This is a genomic window from Caballeronia sp. LjRoot31 (assembly GCF_964253885.1).
GTDB lineage: Bacteria > Pseudomonadota > Gammaproteobacteria > Burkholderiales > Burkholderiaceae > Caballeronia.
In genome coordinates this window covers 461439-478173 of sequence record NZ_CAXURX020000002.1, presented here as the reverse complement: position 1 = coordinate 478173, position 16735 = coordinate 461439, and the positions used below count along the sequence as shown (strand labels likewise).

Annotated in this window: 22 protein-coding genes; 9 read left to right on the top strand and 13 right to left on the bottom strand. The window is 58.6% G+C overall.

The genetic code is table 11. The features are described from left to right. The first annotated feature begins 98 nt into the window (after nt 1-98). A complete protein-coding gene (locus tag ACSQ8V_RS20555) occupies nt 99-548 on the top strand; it encodes a mobile mystery protein A (RefSeq protein ID WP_436183432.1) in 450 nt (149 codons plus the stop codon). Beyond that, a complete protein-coding gene (locus tag ACSQ8V_RS20550) occupies nt 539-1135 on the top strand; it encodes a mobile mystery protein B (protein ID WP_436183431.1) in 597 nt (198 codons plus the stop codon). Before ACSQ8V_RS20555 ends, ACSQ8V_RS20550 begins: the two co-directional genes overlap by 10 nt. Before the next feature lie 295 nt (nt 1136-1430). Here the strand turns inward: ACSQ8V_RS20550 and ACSQ8V_RS20545 are convergent, their stop codons facing one another. The 3 genes from ACSQ8V_RS20545 to ACSQ8V_RS20535 all read right to left on the bottom strand — a co-directional run bounded on the left by ACSQ8V_RS20545 (nt 1431) and on the right by ACSQ8V_RS20535 (nt 3427). Then, on the bottom strand, nt 1431-1556 hold the full coding sequence (locus ACSQ8V_RS20545) for a hypothetical protein (RefSeq protein ID WP_436206959.1): 126 nt from the start codon (nt 1554-1556) through the stop codon (nt 1431-1433). Next, on the bottom strand, nt 1553-2398 hold the full coding sequence (locus ACSQ8V_RS20540; RefSeq protein ID WP_436206958.1) for a metallophosphoesterase family protein: 846 nt from the start codon (nt 2396-2398) through the stop codon (nt 1553-1555). Before ACSQ8V_RS20540 ends, ACSQ8V_RS20545 begins: the two co-directional genes overlap by 4 nt. A 588-nt stretch (nt 2399-2986) precedes the next feature. Next, nucleotides 2987-3427 (bottom strand): CBS domain-containing protein, encoded by a 441-nt coding sequence (locus ACSQ8V_RS20535; protein WP_213768018.1) that lies wholly within the window; start codon nt 3425-3427, stop codon nt 2987-2989. Nucleotides 3428-3808: 381 nt separating this feature from the next. On the opposite strand from ACSQ8V_RS20535, the gene ACSQ8V_RS20530 reads away from it, so the two are divergent. Continuing rightward, nucleotides 3809-4771: a chemotaxis protein gene (locus ACSQ8V_RS20530; RefSeq protein ID WP_213768017.1), complete on the top strand. Its 963-nt coding sequence runs from the start codon at nt 3809-3811 to the stop codon at nt 4769-4771. Nucleotides 4772-4917: 146 nt separating this feature from the next. Here the strand turns inward: ACSQ8V_RS20530 and ACSQ8V_RS20525 are convergent, their stop codons facing one another. The 3 genes from ACSQ8V_RS20525 to ACSQ8V_RS20515 all read right to left on the bottom strand — a co-directional run bounded on the left by ACSQ8V_RS20525 (nt 4918) and on the right by ACSQ8V_RS20515 (nt 6450). Further along, entirely contained in the window at nt 4918-5184 is a 267-nt protein-coding gene (locus ACSQ8V_RS20525; RefSeq protein ID WP_213768016.1) for a hypothetical protein, read from the bottom strand. A gap of 317 nt (nt 5185-5501) precedes the next feature. Continuing rightward, nucleotides 5502-5939, bottom strand: a complete 438-nt coding sequence (locus tag ACSQ8V_RS20520; protein ID WP_213768015.1) for a response regulator — start codon at nt 5937-5939, stop codon at nt 5502-5504. A gap of 178 nt (nt 5940-6117) precedes the next feature. Next, a complete protein-coding gene (locus ACSQ8V_RS20515) occupies nt 6118-6450 on the bottom strand; it encodes a hypothetical protein (protein WP_213768014.1) in 333 nt (110 codons plus the stop codon). Between the two features lie 227 nt (nt 6451-6677). Here ACSQ8V_RS20515 and ACSQ8V_RS20510 point away from each other — a divergent pair, with 227 nt between their 5' ends. After that, nucleotides 6678-7697: a transporter gene (locus tag ACSQ8V_RS20510; protein WP_436183427.1), complete on the top strand. Its 1020-nt coding sequence runs from the start codon at nt 6678-6680 to the stop codon at nt 7695-7697. 58 nt (nt 7698-7755) lie between these two features. Here ACSQ8V_RS20510 and ACSQ8V_RS20505 read toward each other — a convergent pair whose 3' ends face one another. Beyond that, entirely contained in the window at nt 7756-8223 is a 468-nt protein-coding gene (locus ACSQ8V_RS20505; protein ID WP_436206957.1) for a DUF1348 family protein, read from the bottom strand. A 147-nt stretch (nt 8224-8370) separates the two neighbouring features. Between ACSQ8V_RS20505 and ACSQ8V_RS20500 the strand changes: the two genes are divergently transcribed. After that, complete coding sequence (locus ACSQ8V_RS20500; protein ID WP_436206956.1) at nt 8371-8955, top strand: TetR/AcrR family transcriptional regulator; 585 nt, start codon at nt 8371-8373, stop codon at nt 8953-8955. Nucleotides 8956-9097: 142 nt separating this feature from the next. Here the strand turns inward: ACSQ8V_RS20500 and ACSQ8V_RS20495 are convergent, their stop codons facing one another. Beyond that, nucleotides 9098-9586 carry an RcnB family protein gene (locus ACSQ8V_RS20495; RefSeq protein ID WP_436206955.1) on the bottom strand — a complete coding sequence of 163 codons (489 nt, stop codon included), beginning with the start codon at nt 9584-9586 and terminating at the stop codon, nt 9098-9100. Nucleotides 9587-9923: 337 nt separating this feature from the next. On the opposite strand from ACSQ8V_RS20495, the gene ACSQ8V_RS20490 reads away from it, so the two are divergent. Next, nucleotides 9924-10400 (top strand): DUF3331 domain-containing protein, encoded by a 477-nt coding sequence (locus ACSQ8V_RS20490; RefSeq protein ID WP_436183424.1) that lies wholly within the window; start codon nt 9924-9926, stop codon nt 10398-10400. A gap of 497 nt (nt 10401-10897) precedes the next feature. Then, nucleotides 10898-11101: a hypothetical protein gene (locus ACSQ8V_RS20485; RefSeq protein WP_213768008.1), complete on the top strand. Its 204-nt coding sequence runs from the start codon at nt 10898-10900 to the stop codon at nt 11099-11101. 114 nt (nt 11102-11215) lie between these two features. On the opposite strand, the gene ACSQ8V_RS20480 is transcribed toward ACSQ8V_RS20485, so the two are convergent. The 3 genes from ACSQ8V_RS20480 to ACSQ8V_RS20470 are packed head-to-tail and all read right to left on the bottom strand — an operon-like array spanning nt 11216 to nt 13431. Continuing rightward, nucleotides 11216-11734 (bottom strand): cupin domain-containing protein, encoded by a 519-nt coding sequence (locus ACSQ8V_RS20480; protein WP_436206954.1) that lies wholly within the window; start codon nt 11732-11734, stop codon nt 11216-11218. Nucleotides 11735-11746: 12 nt separating this feature from the next. Further along, a complete protein-coding gene (locus tag ACSQ8V_RS20475; RefSeq protein ID WP_213768006.1) occupies nt 11747-12508 on the bottom strand; it encodes an ABC transporter permease in 762 nt (253 codons plus the stop codon). Continuing rightward, nucleotides 12505-13431 (bottom strand): ABC transporter ATP-binding protein, encoded by a 927-nt coding sequence (locus ACSQ8V_RS20470; protein WP_213768005.1) that lies wholly within the window; start codon nt 13429-13431, stop codon nt 12505-12507. Before ACSQ8V_RS20470 ends, ACSQ8V_RS20475 begins: the two co-directional genes overlap by 4 nt. Before the next feature lie 137 nt (nt 13432-13568). On the opposite strand from ACSQ8V_RS20470, the gene ACSQ8V_RS20465 reads away from it, so the two are divergent. Then, entirely contained in the window at nt 13569-13997 is a 429-nt protein-coding gene (locus tag ACSQ8V_RS20465) for a DUF1810 domain-containing protein (RefSeq protein ID WP_436206953.1), read from the top strand. A 248-nt stretch (nt 13998-14245) separates the two neighbouring features. Further along, a complete protein-coding gene (panS, locus tag ACSQ8V_RS20460; protein WP_436206952.1) occupies nt 14246-15214 on the top strand; it encodes a ketopantoate/pantoate/pantothenate transporter PanS in 969 nt (322 codons plus the stop codon). 41 nt (nt 15215-15255) lie between these two features. Here panS and ACSQ8V_RS20455 read toward each other — a convergent pair whose 3' ends face one another. Together ACSQ8V_RS20455 and ACSQ8V_RS20450 are read right to left on the bottom strand one after the other, a co-directional pair. Beyond that, nucleotides 15256-15981: a hypothetical protein gene (locus ACSQ8V_RS20455; RefSeq protein WP_436206951.1), complete on the bottom strand. Its 726-nt coding sequence runs from the start codon at nt 15979-15981 to the stop codon at nt 15256-15258. 22 nt (nt 15982-16003) lie between these two features. Beyond that, the gene (locus tag ACSQ8V_RS20450) at nt 16004-16594 is read right to left on the bottom strand and encodes an isochorismatase family protein (RefSeq protein WP_436206950.1); all 591 of its coding nucleotides are present in this window, start codon (nt 16592-16594) and stop codon (nt 16004-16006) included. Between the last annotated feature and the right edge of the window lie 141 nt (nt 16595-16735).

The following is a 16735-nucleotide window of genomic DNA, read 5'->3' as shown; positions in this document are numbered from 1 at the left end:
GATGCATTATAGGGCAGCGAAAAGCCAGTTATAGCTGCACTATAAGCTATCATTTCAAGGTTTTTGGTTAGCCTATAGGCAAACAAATGAATTCGAGAATGAACCAGCTCAGGCTTGAACAAGTTCAGACATCGGTCGAAGCGTATGCCGATTTAGCGAAGCGCCGCGCGCCGCCTCGGGGCTGGTTGAAGCTCATTCGAGAATCATTGGGGCTGACTGAGCGGCAGCAGGCCGAGCGCCTGGGTATCTCTGCGCCGACTTTGCACAAGTCAGAGCAAGCGGAAGCGGATGAACGAATCACGCTTGGGCAATTGCGTAAGCTGGCAGAGGGGCTGGACTGCGAGATGGTCTATGCTTTAGTGCCCCGGAAGCCACTCACGCAAGTGGTCGCGGAGCGGGCGCGCGCCATTGCGCTGCAAGAGGTCGGCGGGGTAGCGCACACCATGAGTTTGGAGGACCAGCGCCCGACTACAGCCCGCCTTCGCAAACAGGTTGAGCAGCGAGCCGAAGAGTTGCTTCGGGGTCGATGGTCTGCACTATGGCGATAGATTTTGATGAACAGGAGGGGCAAACGCCTCTCGACCCCGACGAAATCGCCGGATTAAAGCCAACGCACCTGACCACAAAGGGTGAGCTTAACGACTGGGAGCAGGAGAACATCCTGGCGTCGGTGACATGGCTTCGCCGTGCCCGTCAGCCAGACGTGCTCAGTGAGGATTTCTGCCGCACCCTGCACAAAAAAATGTTCGACAAGACCTGGGCCTGGGCCGGCACATTCCGGAAGTCCGATAAAAACATCGGATGTGATTGGACGCAGGTGAGTGTCAAGCTGCGAAATCTTTTCGACAATGTGCGCTACTGGATTGAGAATAAAATCTTCCCGCCGGATGAAATAGCGGCCCGATTTCACCGTGAGTTGGTCTGGATTCACCCCTTTCCAAACGGCAATGGCCGACACTCACGGATGATGGCTGATGCACTTTTGCGCAGCATGAAAGAGCCTCATTTTCCGTGGGGTGGCGGAGGCACGCTCGTCAATGCCGACAACGCTCGCGCGCTATATCTAACTGCACTGCGTGCCGCGGACAAAGGTGACTACACGTTGCTGCTTGCCTTCGTTCGCAGCACGGCTTAAGGTCAACGAGCGAATGTCATTGAAGAACGCGCTCGCGGGTAGAGGCCGCGGAGGTGCATCAGAAAGCCGCTGGTTTTCGAAACAATCAAGGCAAGTGGATGGGCAGCGTGATGACGCGACTGAATCCCCTTTCCCGTCACCCCTATTTCCGGCTTTGGTCAGCCGTGGGGACCTGAACCGAGACCTCACAGTGGAACCCGTTTCCACACCTTATTCCGAATACCCGCGAAATGTACGCGCAGGAACACGCGGCTGCTTGCCGTCGTGACAGCAATAAGCTGTAGCGTTGTACAAGCTACCCTGCACCCCATACCACGACAATTGCACGAACGGGAAACGCCACGAACAACATCAGTGCATGTTCACCGGCCACGTGCGCTGCCTCAAACAAGCCGGTGTACCGCACTTCGATCTGTTTCATAAAAGCGTGGTTAATGGAGTCTTGAGCGACTCGCTATCCAGGTCGAGTTCGTGCTGCATGATGGGTTCAAACGATGCGCTCGCCTGATTGAAATCCCAGCGCGCAACAATCGCACGGCGTGCGCCCGTATGCGACGCATCGTAGTCAATCACGTTCACCGAATTGGGCACGTTCCCGCGCACGCGCGAAGACAACGAGGTTCCCGCTTGCACGGCCCACATCGGATGCGGCAAGTCCTTGTTCGCAACATGCAGCGGCACCACATACGGAAGATGGATATGACCGCCCAGGATCAGATCCACGCCCGCTTGCGACCAGCGTTCAATCGCATGTTCGCGGCCGTGCAACAGGTTCCTGATGTCTTTGGCACGCGCAGCCACAACAGGCTGATGTGTAACGACAACCCGCAGTTGCCGTGCCGTCGCATGTTCGAGCCGGCGGACCACGCGCTCCACTTGCTGAGCCGATACTTCGCCATCCTTACGACGATACGCCCGCGTAGTATTCACGCCAATTACCAACAGTTCCGCCGATTCGAAGACAGGTTCGAGATCGTCTCCAAACACGCGCTGATAATTGGCATAGGGGTGTGCAACGCGCGCGAATATGTTGAACAGCGGAATGTCATGATTGCCCGGCACGACAACAAAAGGCGTTGCACCGAACGGTTCGATGAACGCCCGCGCAGCACTGAATTGCGCACGCCTGGCACGTTGAGTAATGTCGCCGGACATGATAACGAGATCGGGCTGCAACGTATTGACAAGACGCAGCAACGCCGCCACGACCGGCGGTTGTTCGGTGCCAAAGTGCGGATCTGAAATCTGGAGCAGCAGGGTCATGAGCGATTGACATTGGCCACGCGGGCCTCGGGCTTGAGCAGGAATAGCGACTCCGGGGCGACGCGAAATTCGAGCGGCATGGTGATCCAGTTTATCTTGCCATCGGTCGCAACTTTCACAGGCCGTTGACGTTTAGAGGGATGCGTGACCGTGATGCGCCTGAATGCGAAACTGATCACGTTGTCCGCGTCGCTGATCCGGCCTGCCGCGCCCCGCAGCGTGAGGCCAAGTTAACGGCGCACCCGCGGCAATGACACGCGGCGCATGGCCAGTGGAACCGATAACCTAAGGTGACGTGGAAAGTTCAGGCAACGTTATGAACGGCGCTACACCTTTCAGCTCAGGGCCAGGAAAAACCCGGCGGTGGATTGGACGCGTCAACATCAGGCCTATGCGCAGCACCTGACAATTTTCACAACTTGCTTACAACACAATTAGCTGAACGAAACCGCCGCAGGGAGTCTTGACGTAAGGAAGGAGGCGGCCTACGCGAGATGACACGAACTGCATGAGCACGATACCCACGCAGCGGCAACAAATAAAACACAGCGCGGCGTCTTCACGCCGCGCTGCATCCTCCCGGGCAAGCTACATGTGCTCGCCTCGTATATACCCTTCGAGCTGATGAATCGTGAGTTGCTGCTCGGAGATAATATTCGCCACCAGATCGCCGATTGAAATCATGCCCACCAGCTTTTCGCCATCGATCACCGGCAAATGCCGCATGCGGCGCTCGGTCATCAAGGCCATGCAGTCGTCCGTGGTCTGGTCGGGACGCACGAAACGCACTTGCGAGGTCATGATCTCGCGCACGGGAGTTTGTCGCGAGACACGATCCATCAGCACCACTTTGCGGGCATAGTCACGCTCGGTCATGATGCCGACGATCGCTTCACCGTGGGTCACGATCAACGCGCCAATGTGCTTCTCCGCCATCATCGCAATTGCCTCGTAGACCGATGCCGTATCGGCGATCGTGAAGATGGTGTGATCTGATTTCGAATTAAGAACTTGTGCGACTGTTGCCATCGAACGCCTCCGTTGAACCGCGCGCCGCCCGCCGGATAGCGGGCGTTCCACATGGTTGGATAGCCGGCGTTTAGAGCGCGGCACGTCGGCTGACACTCCCCAGCCACCGCGTTGAATCATTCGCCGTACATCCAGCGCCTTACATCCAGATTACCCAGCCCATTCAAAAAGTATAGGCCAGACACCTGCCGCGTGAACGCTGGAAAACACTGCTTTTTATGCGTCCAAGGGTCTATCCCGATACTGCCTCGCGCGCGACTCGACCTGCATGAAACGTTCCCGCGACAACACGCCGAAAAGTGCTTCAGTTTCCCCCCTCTGCGCCGCTAATCAAGAACCGGCTAATTAGAAGCCCGGCATAAATCAATCAGGAGAACCACCTTGAGCAGTTCACAACACGATATCGAACAGCGGGTTCGGCTCGCCGGCAACAACATGTTCGAACTGCTCCTGTTTCGCCTGGGCGAAGCGCCGGACTCCGAACAACGCGAGCTATATGGCATCAACGTGTTCAAGGTGCGCGAGATCCTCGCCATGCCGCCGATCACCGTGGTCGCCGGCGCAAACCCGGAGATTCTTGGCGTAGCCGATATCCGCGGCCAGATCATCCCCGTGATCGATCTGGCGCAGGTCACGGGCTGCCAGCCGAAGAACGGTCTCAAGATCCTGCTGGTCACCGAATTCGCACGCACGACGCAAGGTTTTGCCGTGGAGGAAGTCGATGACATCGTGCGGCTGGAATGGAATCAGGTTTTGTCTGCGGAATCGCATTCGGGCGGACGGACGGTGACCAGCTTCGCGCGCCTCGACGGCAACGTGGACGGCTCGCGACTCGCGCAAGTACTCGATGTCGAACAGATTCTGCGCGACGTGCTGCCGTCGACGGAAGTGGAGATCAATGAATCAAGCACTGGCCGGCTGGTCCTGAAACCGGGTACCAAAGTGCTCGCCGCCGACGATTCCGGCGTCGCGCGCAGCCTGATCGAACAAAGCCTGACTGCGATGGGTGTGTCGTTCATCATGACCAAGAGCGGCCAGGAAGCGTGGAACGTGCTGGAAGACTTGCAGAGCAAGGCGGAAAAGCATGGCCGTTGCGCCGCCGACGAAATCGCGCTCGTCCTGACCGACCTCGAAATGCCGGAAATGGACGGATTCACGCTGACACGCCGTATCAAGGCAAACGCCGGCATGCAGGCCATTCCGGTCGTGATCCACTCGTCGCTGTCGGGGTCGGCGAACGAGGAGCATGTGCGCAAAGTAGGCGCGAACGCTTATGTGGCCAAGTTTGCCGCGGGAGAACTGGCGGCGGTGATGCGCGATGCGCTCAAAATGACAGGCACCTGAAACGGTCGTTCTTCACGCACAAACACAAACGCCCGCAGAACTTTCGTTCAGCGGGCGTTTGTGCGTTTCTGTACTACATGGCCATCGGGCTTGGCGCGATCACGGCGGCGCGAGTAGCGCCGGCCGTGCACGTAGGAGCCCGGAGATTATTGACCGGAGAAAACAGGTTGCGCGTTGTTCGTACGATCGCGGCTCGAGCCCGATTGCGACACCGAGGTGCGTGCGCCACCGTAGCCGTTCGCATCAGCGTTGTTTTGCGCAGCGATGGTTTGCAAGTTCATGCCTTGTTGCGAAGCCGGAGCACCCACCGACGGACGATACGAAGGTGCCGGGCCGTAGCCGCTGGCAAACGCCGGAACAGCGATAGAAGCCGTAACGGCGACGAGTAACGATGCGAGAAGATTCTTTTTCATGCTGAGCTCCGATATACGTTGGACTTCGACTGATTCAGAAGGCGTCGCAGCGGTCAAACTTATTTCGGTAGCTGCTTCGTCAATGAAATGCAGTGTATACCCCTACTATCGGCTTTTTATCCCCATAAAGTTCAATACACTTTTCGGGATAAACCAATAATGGGAGGACGTCCAAATCGGGGAAAATCGCTGCGGGCGAGCCTGTAAAAGGCTCACCCGGAAGTCGCGGTAAGCAGGATTTTTAGAGGGCCTGACCCGACGAAATCAAAAAAATTCAAATCGGACGCTCATCGCCCCACTGAATTCTCAGGGAATGTTCAGTGAACCTGGACCAGCCGGCTGATCAGGCTGACCAGGACACCGGGCGCGTTGCCCTTCTGGCAATAGCCGTCGAACCCTGCGTGGAGGCCTTTCGAGCGCACGTAATCCTCGCCGAGCGCCGTAAAGGCAATGATCCCGGCGTTCCGGGTGGGGGAAATCCGGCGCAGCACGCGCGCGGTCGCAAAACCGTCGTGCTCCGGCATGCTGATGTCGAGCACCACAATGTGCGGCACCCAGCCGTCAATAGCCTGCAGCGCGTCAACGCCGCTCAACACATACCGCGCGTCACAACCATCCGCGCTCAACGCCGCAGCGAGGCCCTCGGCGCTGGCGGCGTTATCGTCGACAACCAGAATGCGCCAACGGCCTGCGTCGGCGTCGACGTTCCGGTCGGTCCATAACACGCAGCTTGGGGTAGAAGAGACTGAAACCATGACCGCTCAGATTTATGCATGTGCAGCAAACGCAGCATTTTCCGCGCCAACTTGCTCGTTTGCTGCAAGCGGTTTGTGTCGACGTGATGAAAAAACCGCCAGATCGCTTGTCCGATAAAGCCGGATGCGCTTAAAACCGGCGCCGCACCCGCTTCGCAGGGCGACGGCCGGCCCGGCTTCAGGATTTTGTTTTGGCCTTTTTGCTGGAAGATTCGTCGGTGGAGCGTAGTTTTGCGTTCGCCGATACCAACAGGTTTGCATCGACCTGACGCACTGCGTGTTCGAGACCGTCCAGCGCGTCGCGCAAACTGCGTTTTTGAGCCTTGTTCAGCGGCTGCGGCCCCGATTCCTCCACCAGCTTCGCTTCCTTTTCCAGCCGCTTGAGCAATTTGGCTCCCAGACGGCTGTCGATGGCCTGCTCGCCCAGCAATTCGACGATGCTCGTCGCGAGCCGCGTCAGTCCGTCTGCCGTGGTTTGCGTAGGTTCGTCCTGCTCGACGCGATCTTCCATTTGTGTTTCCCCGATGAAGCGTAAAGGGTCGGGCTGCGCCCGACGGCCCTCTTGCACCGCGCGAGTCTACCCATAGGGCGTGACAACCATAAGTACTTTCTGTGTCACGCGGCATTTGACCAACAATAACGCAAATCGAGGCGGACGTTGCTTGATTCGAATTGCACGGCAGGGACAATCGAAATCCGCAGTCCCTTCCAATTACCGTTGCTGATGACCGACTCACCATGACTACCGCCCTACCCTACGCCTCCGATTTCTCCGGCATCGTGTGCGGCTTTCGTTTCGCCCCGGACGCGGCGGGCGTGGCCATCGACTCCGCCGGGGCGCTCGAGTGGCTGGCGCAATCCAGCGCCGAACGCGCTTCGAACGACTTCGTCTGGCTGCACTTCGACCTCGCGAACAGCGCAAGCGAACGCTGGATGCGCACGCAGCTCGAGCTGCCGGACGCCTTCTTCGAGAACCTGCGCGACGGCTCGCATTCCACGCGGATAGAACATCAGGAGGGCGCGCTGCTCGCCGTCATCAACGACGTGATGTTCAACTTCGACGTAACACCCTCCGAAATCGCAACGTTATGGGTCTACACGCGCGAAAAGCTGCTCATCACCGCGCGGCTGAAACCGCTGCGTTCCATCGATACACTGCGGGAATCGGTACGCAACGGCGAGGTCTTCCGGTCGACGGCCGAACTGCTCATTCATCTGTTGCGCGACCAGGCCGATCTGCTGGTACAAATCGTCCGGCGCACGAGCATTGACATCGACCAGATAGAAGACCGGTTTCTTTCCATGCGGTCCCCCGCTACCCGCTCCGAACTCGGCGCGTCGCGACGCGTGCTCGTCAGGTTGCAGCGTTTGCTCGCGCCTGAACCGGGATCGATTTTCCGGCTGCTGGCACGGCCGCCGCGCTGGCTGCAAACGCTCGACCTTCAGGATCTTCGCGATGCCACCGAGGAATTTTCGCTGGTGCTGGGCGATCTGGCAGGGCTGGTAGAACGCATCAAGCTGCTGCAGGAAGAGATCGCCGCACGCACGGACGAGCAAAGCAACCGCACGCTTTTCACGTTGACGCTGGTCACCGTGCTGGCGCTGCCGATCAACATAGTCGCGGGGATTTTCGGCATGAATGTTGGCGGAGTGCCGCTGGCCGACAACAAACACGGGTTCTGGCTGATGGTGGCGATCGTTGCGACCTTCACCGTGCTGGCGGGATGGTGGGCCTTTTACCGGCGGCGAGGCCGCTAATATGCCGGCAGTCAGTCGATGCAATCGATGATCGAAGAGACTGCCGGCCGAGCTTCAATCAGAAGCCCAGGTCGCTCAAGCCAGGATGGTCGTCGGGACGGCGGCCGAGCGGCCAGTGATATTTGCGCTCGGACTCCTTGATCGGCAAGTCGTTGATACACGCGTGCCGATGCGTCATCAAGCCCGCTTCGTTGAACTCCCAGTTCTCATTGCCGTAGCTCCGGAACCAGTTTTTGGAATCATCGTGCCATTCGTAAGCAAAGCGCACCGCAATCCGTGATCCGGTGAACGCCCACAATTCCTTGATCAACCGATAGTCCAGTTCACGCGCCCATTTGCGCGCCAGGAACGCCTCCACTTCAGCACGTCCCGCCACAAACTCTGCGCGGTTGCGCCAGCGTGTGTCTTCGCTATAGGCGAGAGCAACCCGCTTCGGGTCGCGGGAATTCCAGCCGTCTTCCGCGAGACGGACCTTTTGCCGGGCGGTGTCGGCATCGAATGGCGGGAACGGCGGTTTGCTTTCCATGGCGTTTCCTTTTGATCGTGGAGAATTGATCGGCGAATGATGTAACGTCGATTGTGTTGTCGGTCGACAGCATGATCTGGCAGTAGACAGGTCTGTCTACACCTTCACTCTAGCGCAAGGAGACAGACCTGTCTACAATGACTCGCCATGAACAATCATTCATCAAATACAGAGCCTTTGGCCGAGCTGTCACCGGCAGAGCGCATTCTTGTCACGGCCCACGCGCTGTTCTATCGGGATGGCATTCGCGCGACCGGAATCGACCGTGTGATCGCGGAATCGGGCGTCGCGAAGAAGACGTTTTATCGCTACTATCCGGCGAAAAACGATCTGATCGTTGCGTTCCTGGAGTATAGGCATCGCAACTGGATGACCTGGTTCGAAGACGCCGTGAAGCGTCACGGCGCAGATGCGGATGCGCTGGTGCCGGCGCTGGCGGAATGGTTCGAGAGCGATGTGTATCGCGGCTGTGCGTTCATCAACGCGGTGGTGGAAGTGGGCGGGACCCTGCCCGAAGCGGTCGATATTTCACGGCGTCACAAGCTGGACATGGCCGCGGTTATCAGGACGCTCTTGCCGGCATCGTCGAGAATGGCGAAGGCCGACGCGCGTGCATTGGCCATGGCGGTGGATGGCGCCATAGTCGGTGCGCAATTTGAAGAATCGCCTGACGTAGCGTTGAAGTCGCTGGCGCGCGTGGTGAAAGCGATCACCGATACCGCCAGGATGTAGCGCAACGGTGGCGGTGGAGAGCTCACGCCGCGTGCATGAAACAAGGCCGGTCCAAAACGCGAGTTTGGACCGGCCTTGTTAATTTGACTCGCGGATACGTCCGCTACGGCAGCGGGGCGCAAGTAAGACCGCGAGTAAGCGCTTAGTGCCCGTTGCTCAGCACGATCTGCGCTATCACGCCGGTCGCGATCGCGGCAAGCACGTAATCGCCGTTCACGCCCACCCAGTGGTAACCGCGCGGGGGCTGACGCAATCCATAACCGCGATAATCGTCGACCACATATTGGCGATCACGATAGTCGCTCGGCAAGCGGTCCCCGCTGTGCCAATCACGCGGGCCTTCTGCACGCGGACCGCCAGGACCGGCGCGTCCCGGGCCATTGTCAGCATGCATGGGCACGGGCGGACGGCCGTTGTTGTGGTTCTGGGCACCAGGGCCACCTTGTGGGCCGTGGTTTTGACTTTGGTTCTGATAACCGCCGCCGTTGTGGCCTTGCATAGCGGGGCTACCCGGACGCTCTTGCGGTCGATCTTGATTACCCGGGCCGCCGGGGCCGCTTTGGGCAAACGCCGTAGCTGTCAGGCCCAAGCTTGCAAACAGTACTGCAACAGTAATATGACTTTTCTTCACGAACACCTCGTTCAACGTTGTAAGTACACAGCTAGTATGGCCTACGCAAGTCGCATTCCACGGAATGCGGCGAAACTTGACACCTTACGTAATCCATACAAAACAGAATCGCTCCGCACGCGAGGCTCTCGCTAAATGGCCCCACTATCGAACCCATTAAAACGTTCAATGAAGCGCACACAGCGTTTCTGCCGCATAGCGATATCGGGCAAAGCCTTATTGCATAAAGCGTTGTTGCGATTATTCGCGCTAACAAGACAGTGTATTCACCTTAAGGGTATTTATCCGGGCAGGCTGATTGCGTAAGTTCGACCCTGAACCATGCCAGGAACGAACCATGACAGCGTTAGCGAGAAGCGCGGACCCGTGGCTGCAAACGGTCCGCTCATTGACAGCGACCCACAACCGCGCGGCAGCACCTGCCCCGCAGCAAAAGGCCGCGCACCCGTTTCTAGAGCGGCTCACGCGAGCGTGGGAGCGTGATCATCCGCGCGTTGTGTCGGCATCGCCGCAATCGCCACGGCCGTTCCCCGAGGCTGTGGTGCGCGTGATCGAGCGGCCGAGCAGCGCGACGGCGATCGTCTACTGGTCCGACGCGGCAACCTGCCACTATGGCTACCAGGGATGGCGCGTGACCACGGCCACGTCTGACGGCGCCTGCGCACTGACCGGCGCACTCATTCATCGAGGCGATTCGGTGTACCGGCCGTCACAGCGCGACCCGAAACCACAGAACGCATCGGCGATGATTCTTGCGGCTTCCATGCCACAGGACGAGACCAGCGACGCCGATTTGCAGGACCAGCACGCCTGAACGCGTCACGGAGCCCGGTTAAATGGCACGAAAGCACGGCTGCATCATGCGGTTGTGCTTTTCGCTATGTGAAACACGTGCACCGGACACGCCGGTTCTGAGAAACAGCTTTAACTGTTTCCCTCGACGGTAATACACACGCGGATAAATGCAGTACCGGGCTGGTTCGTACTGTCTGCCTGACACGTTTATCGACCGCTCCGGCGTGTTCCTGCCTCCCGCAAACGCTTGCGTCATTCGCAAGTTTCAAGCCCAAAGTCGCGGCTGCACGCTGATAGTGCAGCCATCGTTTCATAAGCCAGAAGTACGAATCCCATAACGCAACGCCATTAAACTGTAGAGCCGCGCTTTCATTGCAGGGTGCGCAACACGGCCAGAGGCAAGCGGTCCGCCACCGTTACAGTCGTGCACCGAAAAGCGTCAAGAGTCGTAAATCTGTCATGGCAGTTCCGTAGGATCGCAGTCTCCCGCCGCTCCATCACTGCAAGGAGTTCATCGTGAAGAGTTATCAAGCGCAGCGCGTCGAAGCCAGAGACACTATTCGTTCAGGTGACACAGCTTACGAATCGCCGGTACGCCGCGAATCGCAGGAAGCACGTGCACAAGCGGATCAGGACGTCTATGGTGATTCACTCGACATACCGCTGAATCACGGCGGCATGATGGATGCCGTCCGCGACGCAGTCAGGGCCAATCTATAATAGAAACATGAAAAAGCGGCGCCTCAGAAATGAGCGCGCCGCTTTTTTTGTTCTGCTTTTACGTTGTTCCCAAGTATGGGTTGTATGCAGTGTGTGGCATGCACCGGCATGCGCTCAGCGCTTCGCCCCTACCGCCGGACCCAACCTTCCGATCACGGCCTCGTGCTGCGGATACGCTTTTGTCAAAGCGGTTATATCGGCAAGTTCGAACTCGCTGAACTCGAAACCCGGCGCTACCGTGCAGCCCACCAGCGCGAACGCCGTCGGGTCACATAACTCCGCCGCAAACCACTGCCCCGCCGGAACGACCGCCTGGAATACAGCGTCGTCATGCGTCAGCGCGTTACCCAGGCGATGCGTGAGCAACTGCCCCGCGGTATCGATGACATGAACGTTGATTGGCTCTCCTGCATAAAAGTGCCACACCTCGTCCGAGCGGATTCGATGCCACACCGAATGCGCGCCATCGCAAAGCATGTAGTAGATCGCCGTCGATGCGGAGCGCGTCTCGCCGGGCGCAACATCACGCGTGAGCTCGCGCGCTACCCTGTCCGCGCCGCGAAATGTCTCGCGAAAATACCCGCCCTCAGGGTGCGGCTGGAGCCCGAACCGTTCGATCAGCACGTCACGCATCAGCCACGCTCCCTATGATTTCAGCCTGTAACCCGTCTTGAAGATCCATGCGACCACGCCGATAAACACCGCGAGGAACACCAGCGTCATGATAAGGCTGATCTCGACGCCGACATCGGCGGTGCCGTAGAAACTCCAGCGAAACCCGCTGATCAGGTACACCACCGGATTGAACAACGCGACGGCTTTCCAGAACGGCGGCAGGATATCGATGGAATAAAAACTCCCGCCCAGGAAAGTCAGCGGCGTGATGATCAGCAGCGGAATCACCTGCAGCTTCTCGAACCCGTCCGCCCAGATGCCAATGATGAATCCCAGCAAGCTGAACGTCACCGCCGTCAGCAGCAGGAATACGATCATCCAGAACGGGTGATCGACGTGCAACGGCACGAACAGCCGCGCGGTCGCAAGAATGATGAGGCCAAGGATGATCGACTTGGTGGCGGCCGCGCCAACGTAGCTCAGCACGATCTCCATATACGAAACCGGCGCCGACAGCAGTTCGTAGATAGTCCCCGTAAACCTGGGGAAATAGATGCCGAACGACGCGTTGGACACGCTCTGCGTGAGCAACGACAACATGACGAGCCCCGGCACGATGAACGCGCCGTAACTCACGCCGTTCACTTCGGGAATGCGTGAACCGATCGCGGCGCCGAACACGACGAAATAGAGCGAGGTGGAAATCACCGGCGAGATGATGCTGCCCATGATGGTGCGCCAGGTGCGCGCCATTTCGAATAGATAGATTGCGCGGACTGCATGAATATTCATTTTTTCTCTCCGACCAGGCTCACGAAAATATCTTCCAGCGAGCTTTGCGTCGTTTGCAGGTCCTTGAACTTGACGCCGTTATCGGCGAGGTCTTTCAGCAGCGCAATGATGCGGCCCGGTTCATCCTGCGCGTCGTAGGTGTAGGTCAACTCACTCCCGTCTGCGGACAGGTGGAGCCGGTAATCACTCAGGCCGGCGGGAATGTGCTCGATCTCGTCTTCCAGTTGCAGCGCGAGTTTCTTCTGGCCGAGCTTGCGCATCAGTTCGGCTTTTTCCTCGACCAAGATGATCTCGCCGCCGTTGATCACACCAATCCGGTCAGCCATTTCCTCGGCTTCGTCAATGTAGTGCGTCGTCAGGATGATCGTCACGCCGCTCGCCTTCAGGCCGCGCACGAGATTCCACATATCGCGGCGCAGTTCGACGTCAACGCCTGCGGTCGGCTCGTCCAGGAACAGGATTTCCGGTTCGTGCGAGAGCGCCTTGGCAATCAGCACCCGGCGTTTCATGCCGCCAGACAACGTGACCAGCTTGTTGTCCTTCTTGTCCCAGAGCGACAGCGACTTCAGCACCTTTTCTATGTGCGCCGGATTCGGCGGCTTGCCGAACAGGCCGCGGCTGAATGAAACGGTCGCCCAGACGGACTCGAAGGCGTCAGTGGTCAACTCCTGCGGCACGAGGCCGATCATCGCGCGGGAGGCGCGGTAGTCGGAGATAATGCCGTGACCGTTGACCCGGATCGTGCCTTCCGTGGCGTTCACGATGCCGCACACAATGCTGATCAGGGTAGTTTTACCGGCGCCGTTCGGCCCCAGCAATGCGAAGATTTCGCCACGGCGGATATTCAGCGTGACGTTTTTCAGCGCCTTGAAGCCGGAGGCATAGCTCTTCGACAGATTCGAAATTTCGATGATGTTTTGCATGGCCGTGAAGATATCAGAAAGCGGAATATCGTTCGCAGATGACCGGGATTAGATCTGAGGCCGCGTGGTCGTCTAGCCACGAAAAACGCCGGGAACGTGGTTTGCGGCAATATCCCAGGAAGACCCCGGAGGCTCGCATGACCGATCCAGATCCTTTTGACTTGCAGCGTTTTATCGATGCGCAGGATCCGCTGTTCCAGACGGTGACGGCCGAGCTCGAGGCCGGCAAGAAACGCACGCACTGGATGTGGTTCGTGTTTCCGCAGATCCAGGGATTGGGTCATAGCGAAATGGCGCGCCGCTACGCGATTTCATCGGTGGACGAGGCGCGGGCCTACCTCGCTCATCCCGTGCTCGGCGAGCGGCTGCTGATTCTCACGCAAATCGTGAATGCGCTCGACGGGCGCTCGGTGGAGCAGATTTTCGGTTACCCCGACGACCTGAAATTCCATTCGTCGATGACCCTCTTCGCCCACGCCGCCTCCGACAAGATGCCGTTCGAACTGGCGCTGAATACCTATTTCGGCGGAGAGCCCGACGCGGGGACGGTCGCGCGCCTGAGGTAAGCGGGAAATCCGCTCCAGCGGGTTTCTTCCGACGAAACGTTACAATTCACGTCGACGCATATTCGCCGCCCGCCGGTCCCACAAAGACCCGTGACGGCTTGCGTCACCGGCCGCATTTATCGATAGCACCGTCGGTCAAGCCTGGAACACCCTTCTTTTCGTTTCGTTGCTTCGTGACTGATCGCCCGCGCCCGATGCACCCAGCGCTCCGGGCGACGCCCCTATCAATCAGCCAGGATCGTCTCTCCATGCTTTCGCGCGTCACCCGCTTGTTCCCTCTTTGGGCCGCTCTCATTTCGGTCGTCGCGTACTTTTCGCCGGCAACGTTCACAGGCATTGCGCCGCACGTCACCACGCTACTCACCATCATCATGTTCGCGATGGGCGTAACGCTTTCGTTCGCCGACTTCCGGCGCGTTTTTACCCGGCCGGCGCCGGTTATAGCGGGGATCGGCCTGCATTATCTGGTGATGCCGCTCGCGGCTTGGGGCATCGCCAAATTGCTGCGCATGCCGCCCGACCTGACCGCAGGCATGGTGCTGGTCGGCAGCGTTGCCAGCGGCACGGCGTCGAATGTGATGATCTATCTCGCGCGCGGCGACGTGGCGCTGTCAGTTACCATCAGTGCCCTGTCCACGCTGGTCGGCGTGTTCGCCACACCGCTGCTGACGCGCCTTTACGTGGACGCGTCTATTGCCGTCGATGTCCACGGCATGCTCATGAGCATTCTCCAGATCGTCGCATTGCCTATCGTGGCGGGGCTGATCATCAATCAGTTGTTCAACAAGACCGTGCGCGCAATCGAGCCTGCGTTGCCGATCATTTCGATGATCGCAATCCTGCTGATTATCTCGGCCGTGGTTGCAGGGACGCAGAAAAGTATTGCGTCGGTCGGCTTGCTGGTGATGTTGGGCGTGATCCTGCATAACGGTATCGGCTTACTTGGCGGATATTGGGGCGGACGTCTGCTGGGTTTCGATGAAGCCGTGTGCCGCACGCTGGCAATCGAAGTCGGCATGCAAAACTCGGGACTCGCTGCCACGCTGGGCAAGCTGTATTTCACGCCGATCGCAGCGCTCCCGGGTGCGCTGTTTTCGGTTTGGCACAACTTGTCGGGATCCTTGCTGGCAGGGTACTGGGCCGGGCGGCCGGCGAAAGGATCGACGCGTGATCTTGAAGCGATGGCGTTGGCGAAAGGTTCGCGGCTGGAGAGCTGAGTTTGATTGGGGGCGATGCAATGCGTCGCCTCCAATAACTATCATTCAACCGGGTCGACGTTGCGCTGTCGCTTGTATGCGTCGGTGAAGAACTTGCAATCAGGCTCCTGCTCCGCTTGCGTCACCGCGTTCATTTGCAGGAATCCGTGCGGCTCGAACCGAGGGTCGTCCCAAGCCGCAAGCTGCACCGCACTTCCCTTATGGATCCCCGCCCAGACAAACAACGCGCTCCTGGATACACCGAACACTTTTGTCTTCAGTTCCGGGCCGCGATAGCGATCGTTCGTCACCGTAACGCTTGCGTCGCCCGCAATGGCAGACAGGCTATTCATATCTTTTACGGTGTCGGGCAAAGCCCGCGGCATATATTTCAACTCGATGAAGCACACGGCTTCAAGCGAATTGAAAATGACGATATCCGGGCGAATCAACGTGCCCGGCATCTCCGGCGTCTTACTTGTCAGCCTGACCGCGGGTTCAATAAAGATTTGGCGTTCAGGTTCGTCGGGGGCACGCAAGCGTTCATCCAAAAGCGAAACAAACGCTGCCTGAAGACTGCCCTCCGAGTTCAATCGGCCTTTGCTGTAACTGTCGCGAACCACGTCACACCAGACATCGGACAAAATTCTCGCAAGGTGTGACCGCCTGATCGTTTTCATCAAAGTTCCTCGTGTCTTGGCACGTGCTTTCTCGTTACCAGTGCGCTCGACCGGCAACATAGGGAGGCAAGTATATCGACCGCCATCGTCATAATTGGTGTTGGACACAGAACTCTACAACTGGCCACTTTTACCCCTCCTGCAGCCCCGTCACCACCTCATCCGTCGACCGCACGCGCCCCATGCGCGTGAAAATTTCCCGCGTCACAAACGTGTGTGCATCGGCTGTCAGCGACGTCATGGCGTCCTCCGCGAACACCAGTTCATAACCGCGATCAAACGCGGCGCGCGCCGTCGACTCCACGCCGAAATTCGTCGCGATGCCGCTCATGATGATCGTTCGAATACCCTTGCGGCGCAGTTGCTGTTCAAGATCCGTGCCATAAAACGCGCCCCATTGACGCTTGGTCACGACGACGTCACCGCTCTGCACGCCCAGATCCGGCGACAACTCCGATGCATTCGCGGGCGGCGGCGGCGAACCCGGCGAACCCGGCGGACGCGTCAGCGGCGCGTCGGCGGGAAGGCTCAGCAATGCCGTTACATCCACGCGCACCCAGACGATCGTGCCGCCCTTCGCACGCAATGCATTGGCAAGTTGAACGGTCTTGCCGAGCACGTCGGCGGCGGAATGCGGCGCGAGCTGACGCGCGAGATTGCTGGTTTGCAGATCGATCGAGATAAGCGCGGTATGTTCAGGGTTCAAATCGAGACTTGGCATAGTGGCTTCCATCATTGTAGGCACGCGTGACAGAAGGTAACGCGTAAAATATGAGTACATCCTCATATTTTACGCGAATTTCAAATTCGCTCACATACCAGGGGCTCGGAGGACCACGTTCGCCGCACAACGCGGCGCTAA

Bases quoted from the DNA above. Each gene is read 5' to 3' on its own strand.
- ACSQ8V_RS20550 (WP_436183431.1), top strand. From the start codon at position 539: ATGGCGATAGATTTTGATGAACAGGAGGGGCAAACGCCTCTCGACCCC.
- ACSQ8V_RS20490 (WP_436183424.1), top strand. From the start codon at position 9,924: ATGACAGCGTTAGCGAGAAGCGCGGACCCGTGGCTGCAAACGGTCCGC.
- panS (WP_436206952.1), top strand. From the start codon at position 14,246: ATGCTTTCGCGCGTCACCCGCTTGTTCCCTCTTTGGGCCGCTCTCATT.
- ACSQ8V_RS20505 (WP_436206957.1), bottom strand. From the start codon at position 8,223: ATGGAAAGCAAACCGCCGTTCCCGCCATTCGATGCCGACACCGCCCGG.
- ACSQ8V_RS20475 (WP_213768006.1), bottom strand. From the start codon at position 12,508: ATGAATATTCATGCAGTCCGCGCAATCTATCTATTCGAAATGGCGCGC.
- ACSQ8V_RS20545 (WP_436206959.1), bottom strand. From the start codon at position 1,556: ATGAAACAGATCGAAGTGCGGTACACCGGCTTGTTTGAGGCAGCGCAC.
- ACSQ8V_RS20520 (WP_213768015.1), bottom strand. From the start codon at position 5,939: ATGGTTTCAGTCTCTTCTACCCCAAGCTGCGTGTTATGGACCGACCGG.
- ACSQ8V_RS20510 (WP_436183427.1), top strand. From the start codon at position 6,678: ATGACTACCGCCCTACCCTACGCCTCCGATTTCTCCGGCATCGTGTGC.
- ACSQ8V_RS20555 (WP_436183432.1), top strand. From the start codon at position 99: ATGAACCAGCTCAGGCTTGAACAAGTTCAGACATCGGTCGAAGCGTAT.
- ACSQ8V_RS20525 (WP_213768016.1), bottom strand. From the start codon at position 5,184: ATGAAAAAGAATCTTCTCGCATCGTTACTCGTCGCCGTTACGGCTTCT.
- ACSQ8V_RS20500 (WP_436206956.1), top strand. From the start codon at position 8,371: ATGAACAATCATTCATCAAATACAGAGCCTTTGGCCGAGCTGTCACCG.
- ACSQ8V_RS20480 (WP_436206954.1), bottom strand. From the start codon at position 11,734: ATGCGTGACGTGCTGATCGAACGGTTCGGGCTCCAGCCGCACCCTGAG.
- ACSQ8V_RS20515 (WP_213768014.1), bottom strand. From the start codon at position 6,450: ATGGAAGATCGCGTCGAGCAGGACGAACCTACGCAAACCACGGCAGAC.
- ACSQ8V_RS20465 (WP_436206953.1), top strand. From the start codon at position 13,569: ATGACCGATCCAGATCCTTTTGACTTGCAGCGTTTTATCGATGCGCAG.
- ACSQ8V_RS20470 (WP_213768005.1), bottom strand. From the start codon at position 13,431: ATGCAAAACATCATCGAAATTTCGAATCTGTCGAAGAGCTATGCCTCC.
- ACSQ8V_RS20535 (WP_213768018.1), bottom strand. From the start codon at position 3,427: ATGGCAACAGTCGCACAAGTTCTTAATTCGAAATCAGATCACACCATC.
- ACSQ8V_RS20450 (WP_436206950.1), bottom strand. From the start codon at position 16,594: ATGCCAAGTCTCGATTTGAACCCTGAACATACCGCGCTTATCTCGATC.
- ACSQ8V_RS20540 (WP_436206958.1), bottom strand. From the start codon at position 2,398: ATGACCCTGCTGCTCCAGATTTCAGATCCGCACTTTGGCACCGAACAA.